This window comes from Streptomyces sp. NPDC048461, assembly GCF_055587105.1.
This window is the reverse complement of record NZ_JBVJGW010000005.1, coordinates 102309-119873: the sequence shown is the minus strand read 5'-3', so window position 1 is coordinate 119873 and position 17565 is coordinate 102309. Positions and strand designations below refer to the sequence as shown.

Genomic DNA, 17565 nt, shown 5'->3' with positions numbered 1-17565 from the left:
TCGGCGGAATGACCGTACGAAGTTTTCGTACGATGGGGCGACTGTACGAGATTTTCGAACGGTGTGACAGGGGTGGTGGCCGATCCGTACGGGATTTCCGTACAGTGGGCCCATGGCCCTCACCGCCGCCGAACCGGCCCACCCCGCCGCCGACCGCATCGCACTGGTCGAGGTGCTCGCGGCGCTGGGCCACCCCGTCCGGCTGGAGATCGTCCGCAGGCTGGCCTCCGGCGAGGAGGCCTTCTGCGGAGAGGTCGTGCCGGACCTGCCCAGGTCGAGCGTCACCCACCACCTCAAGGCGCTGCGCGAGAGCGGGGTCATCTGCCAGCGGCCCCGCGGCCGCAAGCTCTTCCTCGTGCTGCGCCGCGACGACCTGGAGTCCCGCTTCCCCGGGCTGCTGGAGCTCGTCCTCAAGGACACCGGGGCGTAGCGGGCGCCGCTCCGGAGCCGGATTCCGCGATTTTCCGGGCCCGGGGCCGGCTGTCGGTCCGGCCCCCTAGACTCGGATGGCGATGAGCAGCCTCTTTGACGACAGTTTCCTGGCGGACTTCACCCCCTCCGACGAGGTCCCCCCGCCGCCCGAGGAGCACGCCGCCCCGGAAGCGGGCGCGGACGATCTCTTCGGGGGCCGGTTCGACATGCCCCTGACCGGGGACGCGTACTACCGGGACGGCGCCCCCAGGCCCGTCATCGACCCGGCGACGCTCCTCGAAGGCCTCAACACCGAGCAGAAGGCCGCCGTGGTGCACGCGGGCTCCCCGCTGCTCATCGTGGCCGGCGCGGGCTCCGGCAAGACCCGGGTGCTGACCCACCGCATCGGGCACCTGCTGTCGGCGCGGCAGGTCCACCCCGGCCAGATCCTGGCGATCACCTTCACCAACAAGGCCGCCGGCGAGATGAAGGAGCGCGTCGAGGGCCTCGTCGGCCCGCGCGCCAACGCCATGTGGGTGTCCACCTTCCACAGCGCGTGCGTGCGCATCCTGCGCCGCGAGTCCAAGCGCCTCGGCTTCACGTCCTCGTTCTCGATCTACGACGCGGCCGACTCCAAGCGGCTGATGGCGCTCGTCTGCCGCGACCTCGACCTGGACCCGAAGAAGTTCCCGCCGAAGGCCTTCAACGCCAAGGTCTCCAACCTGAAGAACGAGCTGATCGACGAGGAAGCCTTCGCCGACCAGGCCGCCGACGGTTTCGAGAAGACCCTGGCCCAGGCGTACGCGATGTACCAAGGGCGGCTGCGCGAGGCCAACGCGCTCGACTTCGACGACATCATCATGACCACCGTCCACCTGCTCCAGGCCTTCCCGGACGTCGCCGAGCACTACCGGCGCCGCTTCCGGCACGTCCTCGTCGACGAGTACCAGGACACGAACCACGCCCAGTACACGCTGGTGCGCGAGCTGGTCGGCACCGGCTACCCGGACCTGCCGCCCGCCGAGCTGTGCGTGGTGGGTGACGCCGACCAGTCGATCTACGCCTTCCGCGGCGCGACCATCCGCAACATCCTCCAGTTCGAGGAGGACTACCAGGACGCGACGACGATCCTGCTGGAGCAGAACTACCGCTCCACGCAGACGATCCTCTCCGCGGCCAACGCGGTCATCGAGCGCAACGAGAACCGCCGCGCCAAGAACCTGTGGACCGAGGCCGGCACCGGCGCGGTGATCACCGGCTACGTCGCGGACACCGAGCACGACGAGGCGCAGTTCGTCGCGGACGAGATCGACCGGCTGACGGACGCGGGCGACGCCAAGGCCGGCGACGTCGCGATCTTCTACCGGACGAACGCGCAGTCGCGCGTGTTCGAGGAGATCTTCATCCGGGTCGGGCTGCCCTACAAGGTCGTCGGCGGCGTCCGCTTCTACGAGCGCAAGGAGGTGCGCGACGTCCTCGCGTACCTGCGCGTCCTCGCGAACCCCGAGGACAACGTCCCGCTCCGCCGGATCCTGAACGTGCCCAAGCGCGGCATCGGCGACCGCGCCGAGGCGATGATCGACGCGCTCGCGATGCGCGAGAAGATCACCTTCCCGCAGGCGCTGCGGCGCGTGGACGAGGCCTTCGGCATGGCGGCGCGCTCGACGAACGCGGTGAAGCGCTTCAACGTGCTGATGGAGGAGCTCCGTACGATCGTCGACTCCGGCGCGGGCCCGGCGGTCGTGCTGGAGGCGGTGCTGGAGCGTACGGGGTACCTCGCCGAGCTCCAGGCGTCGACCGACCCGCAGGACGAGACGCGGATCGAGAACCTCCAGGAGCTGGCGGCGGTGGCGCTGGAGTTCGAGCAGGCGCGCGAGGCCGCGGCGGCCGAGGCCGAGGCCGAGGCCGCAGCGGACGGGGCCGCCGCCGCTCAGGATGCCGCCCCCGGCGGTGCGGGAACGGACGGCGCGGACGCTGCCGGCGCGGACGGTGTCTACGCGGACGGTGTCGACGAGGACGGTGTCGACGCGGGTGACGCGGCGGCCGCGGCCGCCGGACCCGGGACCCTCGCCCAGTTCCTGGAGCAGGTCGCGCTCGTCGCCGACTCCGACCAGATCCCGGACGAGGAGACGGACGGCTCGGGCGTCATCACGCTGATGACCCTGCACACCGCCAAGGGCCTCGAATTCCCGGTGGTCTTCCTGACCGGCATGGAGGACGGGGTCTTCCCGCACATGCGCGCGCTCGGCCAGACCAAGGAGCTGGAGGAGGAGCGCCGCCTCGCGTACGTCGGGATCACGCGCGCCCGGGAGCGGCTGTACCTGACCCGTTCCTCGATGCGCAGCGCGTGGGGGACGCCCTCCTACAACCCGCCGTCGCGGTTCCTGGAGGAGATCCCGGCCGAGTACCTGACGTGGAAGCGCACCGGTGCCTCGCAGAAGCCGGCCGGTCCCATGCGCAGTTCCGGCTACGGGTCGGGATCGGGATACGGCTCGGGCTCCGGCGGCGGCAAGGCGACGTTCGGAACCTCGCCCGAGTCGTTCCTGTCCTCGTCGCGCACGAAGTCGGGCCCCTCCGGCTTCGCCACGCGCCGGGCGACGGACAAGCCGGTCGTCGCGCTGGTGGTCGGGGACCGGGTCACGCACGACCAGTTCGGGCTCGGGACCGTCATGGAGGTCAAGGGAGCGGGCGCGGACGCGCAGGCCACCATCGACTTCGGGGACGACAAGCCGAAGCGGCTGCTGCTGCGGTACGCGCCGGTGCAGAAGCTGTAGGACGCGGGACCACGGGACCCCGCCGCCTCGCGGTGGGGGCTACGTGGGGTCCAGGCCGTGGCTGCGGAGCCACGGCAGGGGGTCGATCGAGGACCCGCCGCCGGGCCGTACCTCGAAGTGGAGGTGCGGGCCGGTGGAGTTGCCGGAGTTGCCGGAGTAGGCGATGACCTCGCCGGCCTTGACCTTGCCGCCCCGGATCTTGGTGCTGCTGAGGTGGCAGTACCAGGTCTCGGTTCCGTCGGCCGAGGTCACTATGGCCATGTTCCCGTAGGCGCTGTTGTACTGGGTGCGCACGGTGCCGTCGGTGGCCGCCATGACGGGGGTCCCGTAGGAGACCGGGAAGTCGATGCCGGTGTGCACGGACATCCACATGCCGCCGGCCTGACCGTAGTTGGCGCTGAGGCCCTGCTGCGCGACGGGGAGCGAGAACTTGGGGCGGGCCGCTTCCTTCGCCGCGGCCTCCTCCGCCTTCTTCTTCTTCTCCTCGTCCTGGCGCTGGCGCAGGTCGATGCGCTCCTGGGTGCGGCTCGCGCGGTCCGCGAAGTCGCCCGCGTCGGCGCTGAGCGCGGCCAGCTGGGTGTCGAGCTTGGTGTTCGCCGCGACCGGCTTCACCGAGGCCGGGTCGGGCGCGGCCAGCGTGGTGGTGTCCTCGGCGGGCTTCTCCGTCCCGGTGAGACCGCCGACGGAGGCGGCGGCGACGCCCGCGACGCCCATCACGCAGGCGGAGGGAACGGCCACGGTCAGCAGGGCGGAACGCTTCGCCGGGGTGCGGCGACGGCTCGAACCGCCGGCGGGCCGGGGGGTGGGCTTGGCCGCGGCGGCGCCCTTGCCGGCGGACCGGCGGGCGGAACGCGGGGGCGCCGGCGTCACCGGCATGGCCTGGGTGGGGAGGTCGTGGACCGCGTGGGGCCCGTCGGCGGCAGCGTGCGCCGCGTCGGTCCCGTCGGTCCCGTCGGTTCCGGCGTTTCCGTCCGTCGCGTCGGAGAGCACCTCGAAGAGGGCGGTCTCGCTGTACTCCGCGAAGGCCGTCCCGGCGAAGTCCGTTCCGGCGAAGTCCGCTTCGGTGACGGCGCCGGTGGCGGGCGCCGGGGTCTCGTAGGCGTACGGGGCGGGGGTCTCGTACGTCTCGTAGGCGTAGTCCTGCGCGAACCCCTGCTGCGGGTACTCCTGCTGCGCGTACTCCTGCTGCGGCTGGGGGTGCTGCTGGGGCTGCTGCGCGTACTCGTATCCGTAGGCCGCCTCGGGCTGGGACGGTGCCGGGGCCTGGGGCTCCGCGACGGTGTTCCAGGCGGTGGCGTCGTAGGCGCCGGTCTCGGCGGAGCCGGGGGTCCCGTAGCCCGGGACCGCCCAGTGGCCGGTCTGTTCGGCCGAGGTGTCGTAGCCGAACGCCGCGGGCTGCTGGTACTCCGTCGCATAACCGGAGTGGTCCGCGCCCTGCGCGTTCCAGGCACTCGCGTCCCACTGGCCCGTGGTGTCCTCCGGGATGCCCTGGCTCGGGATCGTGGAGAGGTACGGGTCCTGGGACGTCCAGGCGGTGGTGTCGTACGTGCCCGTCTCGTAGGCGCCGTACGCTGCGTAGTTGACCCCTTGACCCTGCGATTCATAGGAAACGTAGGACGAGTCACCAGCGAAAGCGGTGGTGGTAAGGCCGTCGTACCCAACATCTGGGTACTGGCCCGACGGGGGGCGGTCGTTCACCAACTTCTCTTTCGCCTCGGCAGTGGGGGCCTGGGTGGCCGGGGAATGGGAGATTCCCCGGAGGAGAGCAGTGGCGTGACTGTACCCGCCGGTTACTGGCAACGACAATCTTCGACGGGCTCCGGTATTCCCGGAACCGGGCATTCGGCCGTCTTTCGGTCGCCGAAAGACGCGGCCTTGGCCTTGAGTTCGAAATGCGTTCGACTGGAGGACGCGGAGCGGCTACGCGACGGAAGCCGCCTCCGGGAGCGCCGCGACGGCCCGGGCGGTTCCGTCGAGGGCGCGCCGGACCGCCGCGATGACCGTCGGGTGGGCCGCGAGCGCGAGGTGTCCGATCCCGGTGACCTGGACGTTCTCCACGCGCAGGTCCGGATGCTCGATCCGGGCCGTCCCGACGGGGGACATCACCGCGTCGAACTCGCTCCAGAACGCGACGCACCTGGTCGCGCAGCCGGGCGCGGGTGCGGCCAGCTCGGCCAGCACCTCGGAGCCGGGGCGCATCTGCCGCACCAGCGGGTGCGCGTTCAGGAAGGGGGCGACGCGCGTGCCGGAGTGCGGGGTGCCGAGCGTGACGAGCGTCCGGATCCGGGCGTCTCCGCCGAGGCGCTGCACGTAGTAGCGCCCGACCAGTCCGCCCAGGCTGTGGCCGACCAGGTCCACCCGCTCCTGGCCGGTGCGCTCGCACAGTTCCTCGACGCGCCGGGCGAGGTGGCGGGCCGTGACGCGCAGGTCGCGGGTGAACGGCGAGTAGTTGTACGCCTCCACGTGCCGCAGGCCGTCCGCGCCGAGGGCGCGGCGCAGCAGGACGAAGACGGAGCGGTTGTCGGTGAACCCGTGGAGCAGGAGCACGGGCGGGCGGGTCGCGGCCGGGTGTGTCGCGTGGGGGCCGGGCGCGGGCGGGTCGGGCGCGTGGAGGCCGGGCGCGTGGAGGCCGGTCGCGTGGGGGTCGGCCCCGGGCGGGTGAGTCGCGCGGGGGCGTGTCACCCGCGGTGCGGCGGCGACCTTCTCCTGGAACACTCCGGTGGGATAGAGCAGCAGGTGCCCGCCCAGGACGACCATCTCGAGCGCGCCCGCCCGCAGCGCGGCGCCGGACACGGCTTTGGGTACGGGTATGGACAGCGCCATCGCAGGCCTCCCCTGAGCCTCTCGGGACGGACGCCGGCCGCGCCCCCGTGCCGTGCGGCTGTCGGCGCGGGAGCGCGGCCGGTGAATCAACGCCGTCCCACGTGTGATTTCCCCCTCCCGGTTGACCGCGAAACGGTGGCGTGCGCGATGCTGTACTTAACGTTCGTTCACTCGGGAGGCAGTGCGATGGGTGTGACCGGTCCGATCCGTGTGGTGGTGGCCAAGCCGGGTCTCGACGGCCACGACCGCGGCGCCAAGGTGATCGCGAGGGCGCTGCGGGACGCGGGCATGGAGGTCATCTACACCGGCCTCCACCAGACTCCCGAGCAGATCGTGGACACCGCCATCCAGGAGGACGCCGACGCCATCGGCCTCTCGATCCTGTCCGGCGCGCACAACACGCTGTTCGCGCGCGTCCTGGAGCTCCTCAAGGAGCGCGAGGCGGAGGACATCAAGGTGTTCGGCGGCGGGATCATCCCGGAGGACGACATCGCCCCGCTGAAGGCGAAGGGCGTGGCCGAGATCTTCACCCCGGGCGCGACGACGACGGCGATCGTGGACTGGGTCCGCGGCAACGTCCGCCAGTAGCCCCCGGCCGCCCGGTCGGGAGCACCCCGCCCCCGGCCGCCCGACCCGTCCCGCCCGACCCGTTCCGCCCGGGCAGGCCGGACGGGCAGGCCGGCTCGCGCCGGGGGGGCCTGCGCCCGATCGGGGTCGCGTGCTCGGGGTCGCGTTCCCGGGGTCGCGTTCCCGGGTCCCGCGCCGCGTCGGCAGGCGCTGCGCCGGCGCGCCCGATCGGGCTCGGGCCGTTCGGGATCGTGTCCGGTCCGGTCCTGCGCCTGGTCCGCCGCTCGGCCGTGCGGGCCGCTTCTGCTCGGGCCGGACGGGGATGGCCGGGTCAGGCCGGGGCGAGTTCCCCGAGCATCGTGGCGCGCAACCGCAGCGTGGCCGTGAGCCGTTGGAAGGCCTCCGCCCAGTACGCGGCGGCCCCCGGTGACGCGTCCGGCGGGTCCTGCGCGGCGGCGGTCAGCACCTCCAGGGAGCCGGCCTCCGCGGGGTCCAGGCAGCGTTCCGCCAGGCCCATCACCCCGCTGAAGCTCCACGGGTAGCTGCCCGCCTCCCGCGCCGAGTCCAGCGACTCCACGACCGCCCGGCCCAGCGTCCCGGCCCACGGGACCACGCAGACGCCGAGCAGCTGGAACGCCTCCGAGAGGCCGTGGGCCCGTATGAACTCCGCGACCCACGCCGCCCGTTCCCCCTCAGGCAGCGTCTCCAGCAGCTTCGCCCGCTCCGCCAGCGACGGCGTGCCCGGTCCTGCCGCGGGCGGCGCGGACGGCGGGCCGAGCAGGGCCCGCGACCACGGCGCGTCGCGCTGGCGCACCGCCGCCCGGCACCACGCGGCGTGCAGCTCCTCCGCCCAGCCCTCGCCGGAGGCCACCGGCAGTGCCACGATCTCCTCCGGTGAGCGACCCCCGAACCGCCCGCCCCAGCAGGAAAGCGGCGCCGCCTCCACCAACTGGCCGAGCCACCAAGCCCGTTCTCCGCGCCCCGCGGGCGGCCGGCTGACCACCCCGTCCCGCAGCATGCCCGGGTCGCACTCGGCCGGCGGGACCACCCCGTCCGGCCCCACGCAGGCCAGCGCCCGTTTCGCCATCCGCGCCGCCAGCGCCGAACGGGGCAGCGCCGACAGCAGCTCGGCGGCCGTGGCCCGGACGTTGCGGCTGCGGTCCCCCAGGGCCGCCTCCAGGAACGGCTCGTCCGCCCCGGACAGGCCCGCCCGCAGCGAGTCCAGGAACATCAGCCGGTCCTCGGCGCGTTCCGTGGTCCAGGTCGTCTCCAGCAACCGCAGCGCCGCCGTCGGCTCGTGTGCCCGTACGAGCCCCAGCAGGGCCACCCGCTCGGCGAACAGGCCCTCCTGCCACAGCCGTTCCACCCCGTCGGGGTCGGTCGCCGCCGGCAGTTCCCCCGCGCCCCCCGCCCCGCCGCGCAGCGCGAACCGCCAGTCGGGGTTCAGCCGCGCCAGCCACAGCCCCCGCGAGCCGGCCAGGGCCAGCGCCTGCGGCCGCAGGTCCGTACGGGCCCGGGCCGCGTCGAGCAGGGCCGGTACGAGCGCGGCCGGTGCGCGGTACCCGTGCCGCCCGGCGGCGGCCAGCCACTGCGGCAGGAGTTCCGTCAGGTCGGGCGCGGCCCCCCGGCGGCCCGACCCGCTCCCGGCGGTGCGGCCGGCCAGCAGCTGCGCGAGGCGCCGCCGCGCCGCGTCCGGCGGGGCCGGACGCGGATCGCGGGGCGCGGGGCCGGGCCGGGCGGCGGCCTCGGCGGGCCGGAGCCCGGCCCGCCGCCGTACGGCGTGCACGGCGGCCGCGTCGAGCAGTGCCTCCGGCGAGCCGGCGGGGCCCCCGCCCCGCCGCCGGTCGGTGCCCAGCAGCGCGGCGGCGACCAGCGCCTCCCAGTCGCCGTACTCCTCGTCGGGCTTCTCCATCGGACCCCTCCCTCTCCTGTGCCGGTGCTCCGGTCCCGCCCCCTCCGCGGGACCGGAGCAGTCTGTGTGGTCGTCGTAGTCGTCGTCGGTCGGTCCGTTCCGCCTGCTAGCTGGCGTGGTTGTCGTTCACAAGAGCCCCCCGGCTGTCTCGTTGTCGCACGTCGGCGCCCCCGCGCCGCCGCTCCCTCCCGTACGGCGCTCCCGCGCCGCGTACCGATCCCCTCCCCGCCGTCTCCGGCGATGGCACACGGGCCCCCAGGCCCCCTGCGATTTCCCTTGTTCCCCGCCCCGTCAGACCAGCGGGACGGGCTCGGCCGAGCCCGGCTGCCACGCCGTCAGCGGCGTGAAGCCCCGATGGCCGCACTCGCCGAACACGGTCAGCGGACCCCCGCCGGACAGCGCCGCCAGTTGCCACAGGCCCCCGCGGGACCGGCTGCCCGGCCCGGTGACGGGCACCGGCAGGGCGCAGGTTCCCCGTGCGTCCGCCAGCTGCCAGCCGAGTTCCCCCGGTATCGGCACCACCGCCCCCAGCACCACCGGCCAGGACTCCAGCCACGGGTCCTGGCGCAGCGCCGCCCCGTACGCCTCCAGCGCCGCCCCCGTGGTCACCCCCGGCGGAACCTCCGCGCACGGCGCCGCCGCCGCGGAACGCTCGCCGAGGTCCGCCCGCAACCCCGCCGAACCCGGCCGGAAGCGGAGTTCCGCCTCCAGCACCAGCCCGACCGGCAGCGCCATCCCGGGCGGCCGCCCCGGCGGACCGAAGTCCAGCACCATGGCGGGCCGCCCGCTCCCCAGCCCGCGCAGCCAGATCCGCCGGGTGGTGAGCCGGCCGTCCGGCGACACCGAGTCGTACTGGGCCAGCACCAGCCAGCGGTCCCGTACGGCCTCCCCCTCCCCGGAGGCCGGCAGTCCCACTCGGCTGCGCACGGTCGCAGCGAGCTGTTCCGGCAGCCCTTCCACCCCCATCCAGGCCCGGTCCAGCAGGTGCAGCAGCGCCGCCTCCTCCAGCATCCGTGCGGGCCAGCCGGGGCCGCAACTGGGTATCGTCCCCAACTCCCGCACCCGTCCCGCCAGTCCGGGCGCCTGGGCGTCGACCATGCGGGCGGCGGTCTCCTCCCACGCCGCGTACCCCGCCTGCTCCTGGCCCGCGAGGCCCCCGCGCAGCAGGTCGGTCAGCCGCTGCTCCAGCTCCGCGACGCCGGCGCCGACGCGCGCCGCCCGCCGCTCGGCCCGGCGCCGGGCCGCCTCCCCGTCCACCGGCCGGGCCGGTCCCGCGGCCGTCCGCGCGGCCCGCTCCCCCCGGGAGGCGAGCCACGCCGAAGCCCAGTCCGGCGCCTCCCCGGGCTCGCCCGTCCCCTCGGCCGACCACAGCAGCAGCAGTCCCAGCGCGTGCTTGCACGGGAACTTCCGGCTCGGACACGAGCACGCGTAGGCCGGGCCCGTCAGGTCCACGACCGTCCGGTACGGCGTGCTGCCGCTGCCCTTGCACATCCCCCATACAGAACCGGAAGCGGAACCTCCGATCTGTGACCACGACCCCGCCCCGCCGAGTCTGCCCCCCGCCTTGCGCGAGGCATCGTCAGGAGCCAGAGCCAGTACCTGTTCCGCCGTCCAGCGGACCCCCTGCTCAGTCATGTGAACCACCGTACGCAGCCCCACTGACAATCCCTCTGACCAGCAACAACGCTGCACACAAGGCCCGTTGTCAGTGCCGTGGTGCACCGTGGACACAGCAGTCGGGAACGGCTGTCGAGCAGTGGAGGGGGAGCATGACCATGTCCGAGACGAACACGGCCGCCGAGGCGCTTCGACCGCACGCAGAAGTCGCCTTCGCGCACGAACTGAAAGCCCTGGAAGCGGCCGACGACCGGCCCCGACCGGCCCGCTGGAAACTCTCCCCGTGGGCCGTGGCCACCTACCTGCTCGGCGGCGAACTCCCCGACGGCACGGTCATCACGCCGAAGTACGTCGGACCGCGCCGCATCGTCGAGGTCGCCGTCACGACCCTGGCGACCGACCGCGCCCTGCTCCTCCTCGGAGTCCCCGGCACCGCCAAGACCTGGGTGTCGGAACACCTCGCGGCCGCCGTCAGCGGAGACTCCACCCTCCTCGTCCAGGGAACCGCGGGCACCCCCGAGGAAGCCATCCGCTACGGCTGGAACTACGCCCGCCTCCTCGCCCACGGCCCCGGCCGCGAGGCCCTCGTCCCCAGCCCCGTCATGCGGGCCATGGCCGAGGGCATGACCGCCCGCGTCGAGGAGCTCACCCGCATCCCCGCCGACGTCCAGGACTCCCTCATCACCGTCCTGTCCGAGAAGACCCTCCCCATACCCGAGCTCGGCGACGAGGTGCAGGCCGTCCGCGGCTTCAACCTCATCGCCACCGCCAACGACCGCGACCGCGGGGTCAACGAGCTCTCCAGCGCCCTGCGCCGCCGGTTCAACACCGTCGTCCTGCCCCTGCCCGCCACCGCCGAGGCCGAGGTCGACATCGTCGCCCGCCGCGTCGGCCAGATGGGCCGGGCGCTCGACCTGCCCGCCGCGCCCGAGGGCCTGGAGGAGATCCGCCGCGTCGTCACCGTCTTCCGGGAGCTGCGCGACGGCGTCACCGAGGACGGCCGGACGAAGGTCAAGTCGCCCAGCGGCACCCTGTCCACCGCCGAGGCCATCTCCGTCGTCACGGGCGGGCTCGCCCTCGCCGCCCACTTCGGCGACGGCGTCCTGCGCCCCTCCGACGTGGCCGCCGGAATCCTGGGCGCCGTCGTCCGCGACCCGGCCGCCGACAAGGTCGTCTGGCAGGAGTACCTGGAGGCCGTGGTGCGCGAGCGCGACGGCTGGAAGGACTTCTACCGCGCCTGCCGGGAGGTGACCGCGTGACGCCGGCCACCCCGGGGCCGCTGCTGCTCGGCGTACGGCACCACGGCCCCGGATCGGCCCGCGCCGTACGGGCCGCCCTCGACGCCGCCGAACCGCGGGCCGTGCTGGTCGAGGGACCGCCCGAGGGGGACGCCCTGCTGGCGCTCGCCGCCGACCCCGGGATGCGGCCGCCCGTCGCCCTGCTCGCCCACGCCGCCGACGACCCGGGACGGGCCGCGTTCTGGCCGCTGGCCGACTTCTCCCCGGAGTGGGTCGCCGTCCGCTGGGCCCAGGAGGCGGGCGTACCGGTGCGGTTCATCGACCTCCCGGCCGCGCACTCGCTCGCTCCCGGGGCGCCGGCCGCGGGAGAGCCGGCCGCGGGGGAACCGGCCGCGGCGGAACAGGAGCCCGGCGCGCAGGACTCCGTACGCCTGGACCCCCTCGCGGTCCTGGCCGAGACCGCCGGGTACGACGATCCCGAGCGCTGGTGGGAGGACGTCGTGGAACACCGCGGGACCCCGGCGGAGCGGTACGACCCGCTCGGCGCGTTCGAGGCCCTCGGCGAGGCCATGGGAGCCCTCCGCGAGGCCTACGGGGACGGCGGCCACCGCCGGGACCTGATCCGCGAGGCGCACATGCGGCAGCGGATGCGGGCCGCCCGCCGGGAGTTCGGCGACGCCTACGCCGTGGTCTGCGGGGCCTGGCACGTCCCGGCCCTGCGCGCGAGGACCACGGTCGCCGCGGACAGGGCACTGCTCACCGGCCTGCCCAAGGTCAAGGTGGAGACCACCTGGGTGCCCTGGACCCACCGCCGGCTCGCCCGCGCCGGCGGGTACGGCGCCGGCATCGCCTCGCCCGGCTGGTACGCCCACCTCTTCGCGGCCCCCGACCGGCCCGTCGAACGCTGGCTGACCAAGGTCGCCGGACTGCTGCGGGAGGAGGACCGGCAGGTCTCCCCGGCGCACGTGATCGAGGCCGTCCGGCTGGCCGACACCCTGGCCGCGATGCGCGGCCGGCCGCTGGCCGGACTGACCGAGACCCTGGAAGCGGTCCGGGCGGTGATGTGCGACGGCTCCGACGTACCGCTCGCGCTGATCGAGGAACGCCTCGTCGTCGGCGACGTGCTCGGCGAGGTCCCGGACGCGGCGCCCGCCGTCCCGCTGATGCGGGACCTGACCCGGCAGCAGCGCTCGCTGCGGCTCAAGGCCGAGGCCCAGGACCGGGAGCTGGAGCTCGACCTGCGCAAGGACACCGACACGGCCAAGTCCCTGCTGCTGCACCGGCTGAGGCTGCTCGGCGTCGACTGGGGCGCGCCCACCGCGTCGCGGGGCAGCACCGGGACGTTCCGGGAGACGTGGCGGCTGCGCTGGGAACCGGAGCTGTCGGTACGGGTCGCCGAGGCCGGGATCTGGGGCACCACCGTCCTCGCGGCGGCCACCGCCCGGGCCGAGGCGGACGCGGCGGGCGCGCGGCAGCTGGGCGAGGTGACGGCCCTGGCCGAGCGGTGCCTGCTGGCGGGCCTCTCCGACGCGCTGCCCGCCGTGCTGCGGGCCCTCGCGGACCGGGCCGCGCTGGACACCGACGTGGCCCGGCTCGCCGAAGCCCTGCCGGCCCTGGCCCGTTCCCTGCGGTACGGCGACGTCCGCGGTACCGACGCGGCGGCGCTCGGCACGGTCGCGGCCGGGCTCGCCGAGCGGATCTGCGTCGCCCTGCCGCCCGCCTGCGCGGCCGGACTGGACGCCGACGCGGCGGCGGAACTGCGGGGGCACGTGGACGGGGTGCACGGCGCGGTCGGCCTGCTGGCCGACGCGGACGAGGGCCTGCGGGACCGCTGGGCCGCGGTGCTGCGGACGCTGGCCGCCCGGGACACCGTCCCGGGCCTCATACGCGGCCGGGCGGCCCGGCTGCTCCTCGACGACGGCCGGCCGGCGGCGGAGGAGACCGCCCGGCTGATGGGCCTGGCACTGTCCCCGGCGGCCTCACCGGCGGACGCGGCCGGATGGATCGAGGGGTTCGCGGGCGGCGCCGGCGGCGGCACGCTGCTGGTCCACGACGACCGGTTGCTCGGGCTGATCGACGCCTGGCTGACGGGGGTGCCGGAGCGGGCCTTCACGGACGTGCTGCCGCTGCTGCGGCGCACGTTCGGGGCGTACGAGCCGGGAGTGAAGCGCACCCTCGGCGAGCTGGTCCGCCGCGGCCCCGGCGCCCCGCCCGCGGCGACCGGCCCGGGCGCCGCCCCCGAGGGCTTCGCCCCGGAGCTGGACCGGGCCCGCGCCGACGCGGTGGTGGACCTGGTCCGGCTGCTGCTGGGCGCCGCGACCGCGAGGGAGCCCGCAGCGCCGGGGTGACGGCCCCGCCGGGCGGCCCCGCCGGGCGAGGGGCGGCGCACGGGCAGGGAGGGCGGCGCCGGATGCGGACCGGTCCGCGGGACGGGACGAGCGACGAGTACGGACGAGTGCAGGGGGACGGGCAGATGAGCGGTACGGACGGACCCGCGGCGGCGCCGGGGGAGCAGGACGCGGCCGAGCGGCTGCGGCGCTGGCGGCTGGTGCTCGGCGGAGGCGAGGCGGACGGCACCGGGTGCGCGCTCAGCGGGCGGGACGCGGCGATGGACTCCGCGCTCGGCGCCCTGTACGGCGGGGGCGGCAGCGGCTCCCGCAAGGCCCCGGGGGAGCGGTCGGCCGGGCTCGGCGGGTCCGCCCCGCAGGTGGCCCGCTGGCTCGGGGACATCCGTACGTACTTCCCGGCCCCGGTGGTCCAGGTCATGCAGCGCGACGCGATCGAGCGGCTCGGTCTGTCCGCCCTGCTCCTGGAACCGGAGATGCTGGCGGCGGTCGAGCCGGACGTCCACCTGGTCGGCACCCTCCTCTCCCTGAACAAGGCCATGCCCGAGACGACGCGGGAGACGGCCCGGGCCGTGGTCCGCGCGGTGGTCGCGCAGCTGGAGGAGCGGCTCGCGACCCGCACCCGGGCCACGCTCACCGGGGCCCTGGACCGGTCCGCCCGGATCAGCCGGCCGCGCCACCACGACATCGACTGGAACCGCACGATCCGCGCCAACCTCAAGAACTACCTGCCCGAACACCGCACCGTCGTGCCCGAGCGGCTGATCGGCTACGGCCGGGCGGCGCGGTCGGTGAAGAAGGAGGTGATCCTCTGCATCGACCAGTCGGGGTCGATGGCGGCCTCCGTCGTCTACGCCTCCGTGTTCGGCGCGGTCCTCGCCTCCATGCGCTCCCTCGCCACCCGCCTCGTCGTCTTCGACACCGCCGTCGTCGACCTGACGGACCTGCTCGACGACCCGGTGGACGTCCTCTTCGGCACCCAGCTCGGCGGCGGCACCGACATCAACCGCGCCCTCGCCCACTGCCAGTCGAAGATCACCCGTCCGGCGGACACCGTGGTGGTCCTGATCAGCGACCTCTACGAGGGCGGCATACGCAACGAGATGCTGAAGCGGGTCGCCGCGATGAAGGGGGCGGGGGTCGAGTTCGTGACCCTGCTCGCGCTGTCGGACGAGGGCGCCCCCGCGTACGACCGCGAGCACGCGGCCGCCCTCGCCGCGCTGGGCGCACCGGCCTTCGCCTGCACCCCCGACCTGTTCCCGGAGGTGATGGCGGCGGCGCTGGAGAAGCGGCCGCTGCCCGTACCGGCGCCCTGACCGGCCGCCCGCCTCCGGCCGTCCCCGCCTCCCGGCCGCCCGCCGTCCCGGGCGGCCGGGAACCGGCAGATCGCACGAAGTTCCAGCTCAACCGTGAGGCGATCTGTGACAGGTATCACCGCTCAGGTGTGATCTGCGATTTAGGGACCTACGGCCCACGGGGATAACCTGCGGGACGGACATGCCGCGTCCACGGTCACCGTGTGCGCCTTCCTTGTGACAGCGCCGTCACGTTGCCCTCCGCGGCACGCCCACGCAGATAGCAGACAACCGCGAATCACTGCGAATCTTTAAAAAAGACAAGGGACGGACGCGCGTGGACCTGTTCGAGTACCAGGCGAGGGACCTCTTCGCCAAGCACGGTGTACCGGTGCTGGCCGGTGAAGTCATCGACACGCCTGAGGCGGCTCGCGAGGCCACCGAGCGGCTGGGCGGCAAGTCGGTCGTCAAGGCGCAGGTGAAGGTCGGTGGCCGCGGCAAGGCCGGCGGCGTGAAGCTGGCCGCCACCCCGGACGAGGCTGTCGCCCGGGCGACGGACATTCTCGGCATGGACATCAAGGGCCACACGGTCCACAAGGTGATGATCGCCGAGACCGCTCCCGAGATCCTCGAGGAGTACTACGTCTCGTACCTCCTCGACCGCACCAACCGCACCTTCCTGGCCATGGCCTCGGTGCAGGGCGGCATGGACATCGAGGAGGTCGCGGAGAAGACCCCCGAGGCCCTCGCGAAGGTCCCGGTCAACGCCAACGAGGGCGTGACCATCGAGAAGGCCCGCGAGATCGTCGCCCAGGCGAAGTTCCCGGCCGAGGTCGCGGAGAAGGTCGCCGAGGTCCTCGTGACCCTGTGGGACACCTTCATCGCCGAGGACGCGCTCCTCGTCGAGGTCAACCCGCTCGCGAAGGTCGCCAACGGCGGCGTCATCGCGCTCGACGGCAAGGTCTCGCTCGACGAGAACGCCGAGTTCCGCCAGCCGGGCCACGAGGAGTTCGTGGACCACGCGGCCGCGAACCCGCTCGAGGCCGCCGCCAAGGCGAAGAACCTCAACTACGTGAAGCTCGACGGCGAGGTCGGCATCATCGGCAACGGCGCGGGTCTCGTCATGAGCACCCTCGACGTGGTCGCGTACGCCGGTGAGAACCACGGCGGCGTCAAGCCCGCCAACTTCCTGGACATCGGCGGTGGCGCCTCCGCCGCCGTCATGGCCAACGGTCTCGAGATCATCCTCGGCGACCCGGACGTCAAGTCCGTCTTCGTCAACGTCTTCGGTGGCATCACCGCGTGTGACGAGGTCGCCAACGGCATCGTCCAGGCGCTGGCCCTGCTGGAGCAGAAGGGCGAGGCGGTCACCAAGCCGCTGGTCGTCCGTCTGGACGGCAACAACGCCGAGCTGGGTCGCAAGATCCTGTCGGACGCCAACCACCCGCTGGTGCAGCGCGTGGACACCATGGACGGCGCGGCCGACAAGGCCGCCGAGCTCGCGGCTGCGAAGTAAGGGCAGAGGTCACAGACTCACATGGCTATCTTCCTCAACAAGGACAGCAAGGTCATCGTCCAGGGCATGACCGGTGCCACGGGCATGAAGCACACCAAGCTGATGCTGGCCGACGGTACGAACATCGTCGGTGGCGTCAACCCGCGCAAGGCCGGCACGACCGTCGACTTCGACGGCACCGAGGTCCCGGTCTTCGGCTCGGTCAAGGAGGCGATCGAGGCCACCGGCGCGAACGTGTCCGTCCTCTTCGTCCCGCCGGCCTTCGCCAAGGCCGCCGTCGTCGAGGCGATCGACGCCGAGATCCCGCTGGCCGTCGTCATCACCGAGGGCATCGCGGTGCACGACTCCGCCGCCTTCTGGTCGTACGCGACCGCCAAGGGCAACAAGACGCGGATCATCGGCCCGAACTGCCCGGGTCTGATCACCCCCGGCCAGTCCAACGCCGGCATCATCCCGGGCGACATCACCAAGCCCGGCCGCATCGGTCTCGTGTCCAAGTCCGGCACGCTGACCTACCAGATGATGTACGAGCTCCGTGACATCGGCTTCTCCTCGGCCGTCGGCATCGGTGGCGACCCGGTCATCGGCACGACCCACATCGACGCCCTGGAGGCGTTCGAGGCGGACCCCGACACCGACCTGATCGTCATGATCGGCGAGATCGGCGGCGACGCCGAGGAGCGTGCGGCGGACTACATCGCCAAGCACGTCACCAAGCCGGTCGTCGGCTACGTCGCGGGCTTCACCGCCCCCGAGGGCAAGACCATGGGCCACGCGGGCGCCATCGTCTCCGGTTCCTCCGGTACCGCGCAGGCGAAGAAGGAGGCCCTGGAGGCCGCGGGCGTCAAGGTCGGCAAGACGCCGACCGAGACGGCCGAGCTGGCGCGGGCGATCCTGAGCGCCGCTCAGTAGTCCTCGCCTTCCAGGCACGTGTGTACGGGCGTGGGGGGGGCCCGGCGGGGGGCCGGCCCCCCCCCCCGCCGCCCGGGGGGGGGGGGCGGCCCCCCCCCCGGCGGGGGGCGGCCGGGGCCGGGCCGGGGCAGCGAGGCGCGCGGGGGGGGGAGGGG

Annotated in this window: 12 protein-coding genes; 8 read left to right on the top strand and 4 right to left on the bottom strand. The window is 74.0% G+C overall.

Annotated features, from left to right (window positions below; translation table 11 throughout):
• Positions 1-112: 112 nt before the first annotated feature.
• Positions 113-430: an ArsR/SmtB family transcription factor gene (locus tag ACZ6S8_RS11035; protein WP_469454511.1), complete on the top strand. Its 318-nt coding sequence runs from the start codon at positions 113-115 to the stop codon at positions 428-430.
• Positions 431-512: 82 nt separating this feature from the next.
• Complete coding sequence (locus ACZ6S8_RS11030) at positions 513-3185, top strand: ATP-dependent DNA helicase (RefSeq protein ID WP_469454509.1); 2673 nt, start codon at positions 513-515, stop codon at positions 3183-3185.
• A 39-nt stretch (positions 3186-3224) separates the two neighbouring features.
• On the opposite strand, the gene ACZ6S8_RS11025 is transcribed toward ACZ6S8_RS11030, so the two are convergent.
• Positions 3225-4883, bottom strand: coding sequence for a M23 family metallopeptidase (locus tag ACZ6S8_RS11025; protein ID WP_469454508.1), 1659 nt, complete (start codon positions 4881-4883; stop codon positions 3225-3227).
• A gap of 222 nt (positions 4884-5105) precedes the next feature.
• Positions 5106-6008 carry an esterase/lipase family protein gene (locus tag ACZ6S8_RS11020; RefSeq protein WP_469454506.1) on the bottom strand — a complete coding sequence of 301 codons (903 nt, stop codon included), beginning with the start codon at positions 6006-6008 and terminating at the stop codon, positions 5106-5108.
• A 186-nt stretch (positions 6009-6194) separates the two neighbouring features.
• Between ACZ6S8_RS11020 and ACZ6S8_RS11015 the strand changes: the two genes are divergently transcribed.
• Entirely contained in the window at positions 6195-6596 is a 402-nt protein-coding gene (locus tag ACZ6S8_RS11015; protein ID WP_469454504.1) for a cobalamin B12-binding domain-containing protein, read from the top strand.
• A 310-nt stretch (positions 6597-6906) separates the two neighbouring features.
• On the opposite strand, the gene ACZ6S8_RS11010 is transcribed toward ACZ6S8_RS11015, so the two are convergent.
• Positions 6907-8487: a DUF5691 domain-containing protein gene (locus ACZ6S8_RS11010; protein WP_469454502.1), complete on the bottom strand. Its 1581-nt coding sequence runs from the start codon at positions 8485-8487 to the stop codon at positions 6907-6909.
• Positions 8488-8778: 291 nt separating this feature from the next.
• Entirely contained in the window at positions 8779-10122 is a 1344-nt protein-coding gene (locus tag ACZ6S8_RS11005) for an SWIM zinc finger family protein (protein WP_469454499.1), read from the bottom strand.
• 134 nt (positions 10123-10256) lie between these two features.
• Here ACZ6S8_RS11005 and ACZ6S8_RS11000 point away from each other — a divergent pair, with 134 nt between their 5' ends.
• The 5 genes from ACZ6S8_RS11000 (at position 10257) to sucD (ending at position 17410) form a co-directional block, all read left to right on the top strand.
• A complete protein-coding gene (locus tag ACZ6S8_RS11000; RefSeq protein WP_469454498.1) occupies positions 10257-11363 on the top strand; it encodes an ATP-binding protein in 1107 nt (368 codons plus the stop codon).
• Positions 11342-13690, top strand: a complete 2349-nt coding sequence (locus tag ACZ6S8_RS10995; RefSeq protein ID WP_469454910.1) for a DUF5682 family protein — start codon at positions 11342-11344, stop codon at positions 13688-13690. Before ACZ6S8_RS11000 ends, ACZ6S8_RS10995 begins: the two co-directional genes overlap by 22 nt.
• A 125-nt stretch (positions 13691-13815) precedes the next feature.
• The gene (locus ACZ6S8_RS10990; RefSeq protein ID WP_469454496.1) at positions 13816-15003 is read left to right on the top strand and encodes a VWA domain-containing protein; all 1188 of its coding nucleotides are present in this window, start codon (positions 13816-13818) and stop codon (positions 15001-15003) included.
• Between the two features lie 316 nt (positions 15004-15319).
• Positions 15320-16498 carry an ADP-forming succinate--CoA ligase subunit beta gene (sucC, locus tag ACZ6S8_RS10985; RefSeq protein WP_469454494.1) on the top strand — a complete coding sequence of 393 codons (1179 nt, stop codon included), beginning with the start codon at positions 15320-15322 and terminating at the stop codon, positions 16496-16498.
• A 21-nt stretch (positions 16499-16519) separates the two neighbouring features.
• A complete protein-coding gene (gene sucD / locus ACZ6S8_RS10980) occupies positions 16520-17410 on the top strand; it encodes a succinate--CoA ligase subunit alpha (protein ID WP_383932951.1) in 891 nt (296 codons plus the stop codon).
• Positions 17411-17565: the final 155 nt, after the last annotated feature.

Coding starts and splice junctions, on each gene's coding strand:
- ACZ6S8_RS11035 (WP_469454511.1), top strand. CDS start 113: ATGGCCCTCACCGCCGCCGAACCGGCCCACCCCGCCGCCGACCGCATC.
- ACZ6S8_RS11030 (WP_469454509.1), top strand. CDS start 513: ATGAGCAGCCTCTTTGACGACAGTTTCCTGGCGGACTTCACCCCCTCC.
- ACZ6S8_RS11020 (WP_469454506.1), bottom strand. CDS start 6,008: ATGGCGCTGTCCATACCCGTACCCAAAGCCGTGTCCGGCGCCGCGCTG.
- ACZ6S8_RS11015 (WP_469454504.1), top strand. CDS start 6,195: ATGGGTGTGACCGGTCCGATCCGTGTGGTGGTGGCCAAGCCGGGTCTC.
- ACZ6S8_RS11010 (WP_469454502.1), bottom strand. CDS start 8,487: ATGGAGAAGCCCGACGAGGAGTACGGCGACTGGGAGGCGCTGGTCGCC.
- ACZ6S8_RS11005 (WP_469454499.1), bottom strand. CDS start 10,122: ATGACTGAGCAGGGGGTCCGCTGGACGGCGGAACAGGTACTGGCTCTG.
- ACZ6S8_RS11000 (WP_469454498.1), top strand. CDS start 10,257: ATGACCATGTCCGAGACGAACACGGCCGCCGAGGCGCTTCGACCGCAC.
- ACZ6S8_RS10990 (WP_469454496.1), top strand. CDS start 13,816: ATGAGCGGTACGGACGGACCCGCGGCGGCGCCGGGGGAGCAGGACGCG.
- sucD (WP_383932951.1), top strand. CDS start 16,520: ATGGCTATCTTCCTCAACAAGGACAGCAAGGTCATCGTCCAGGGCATG.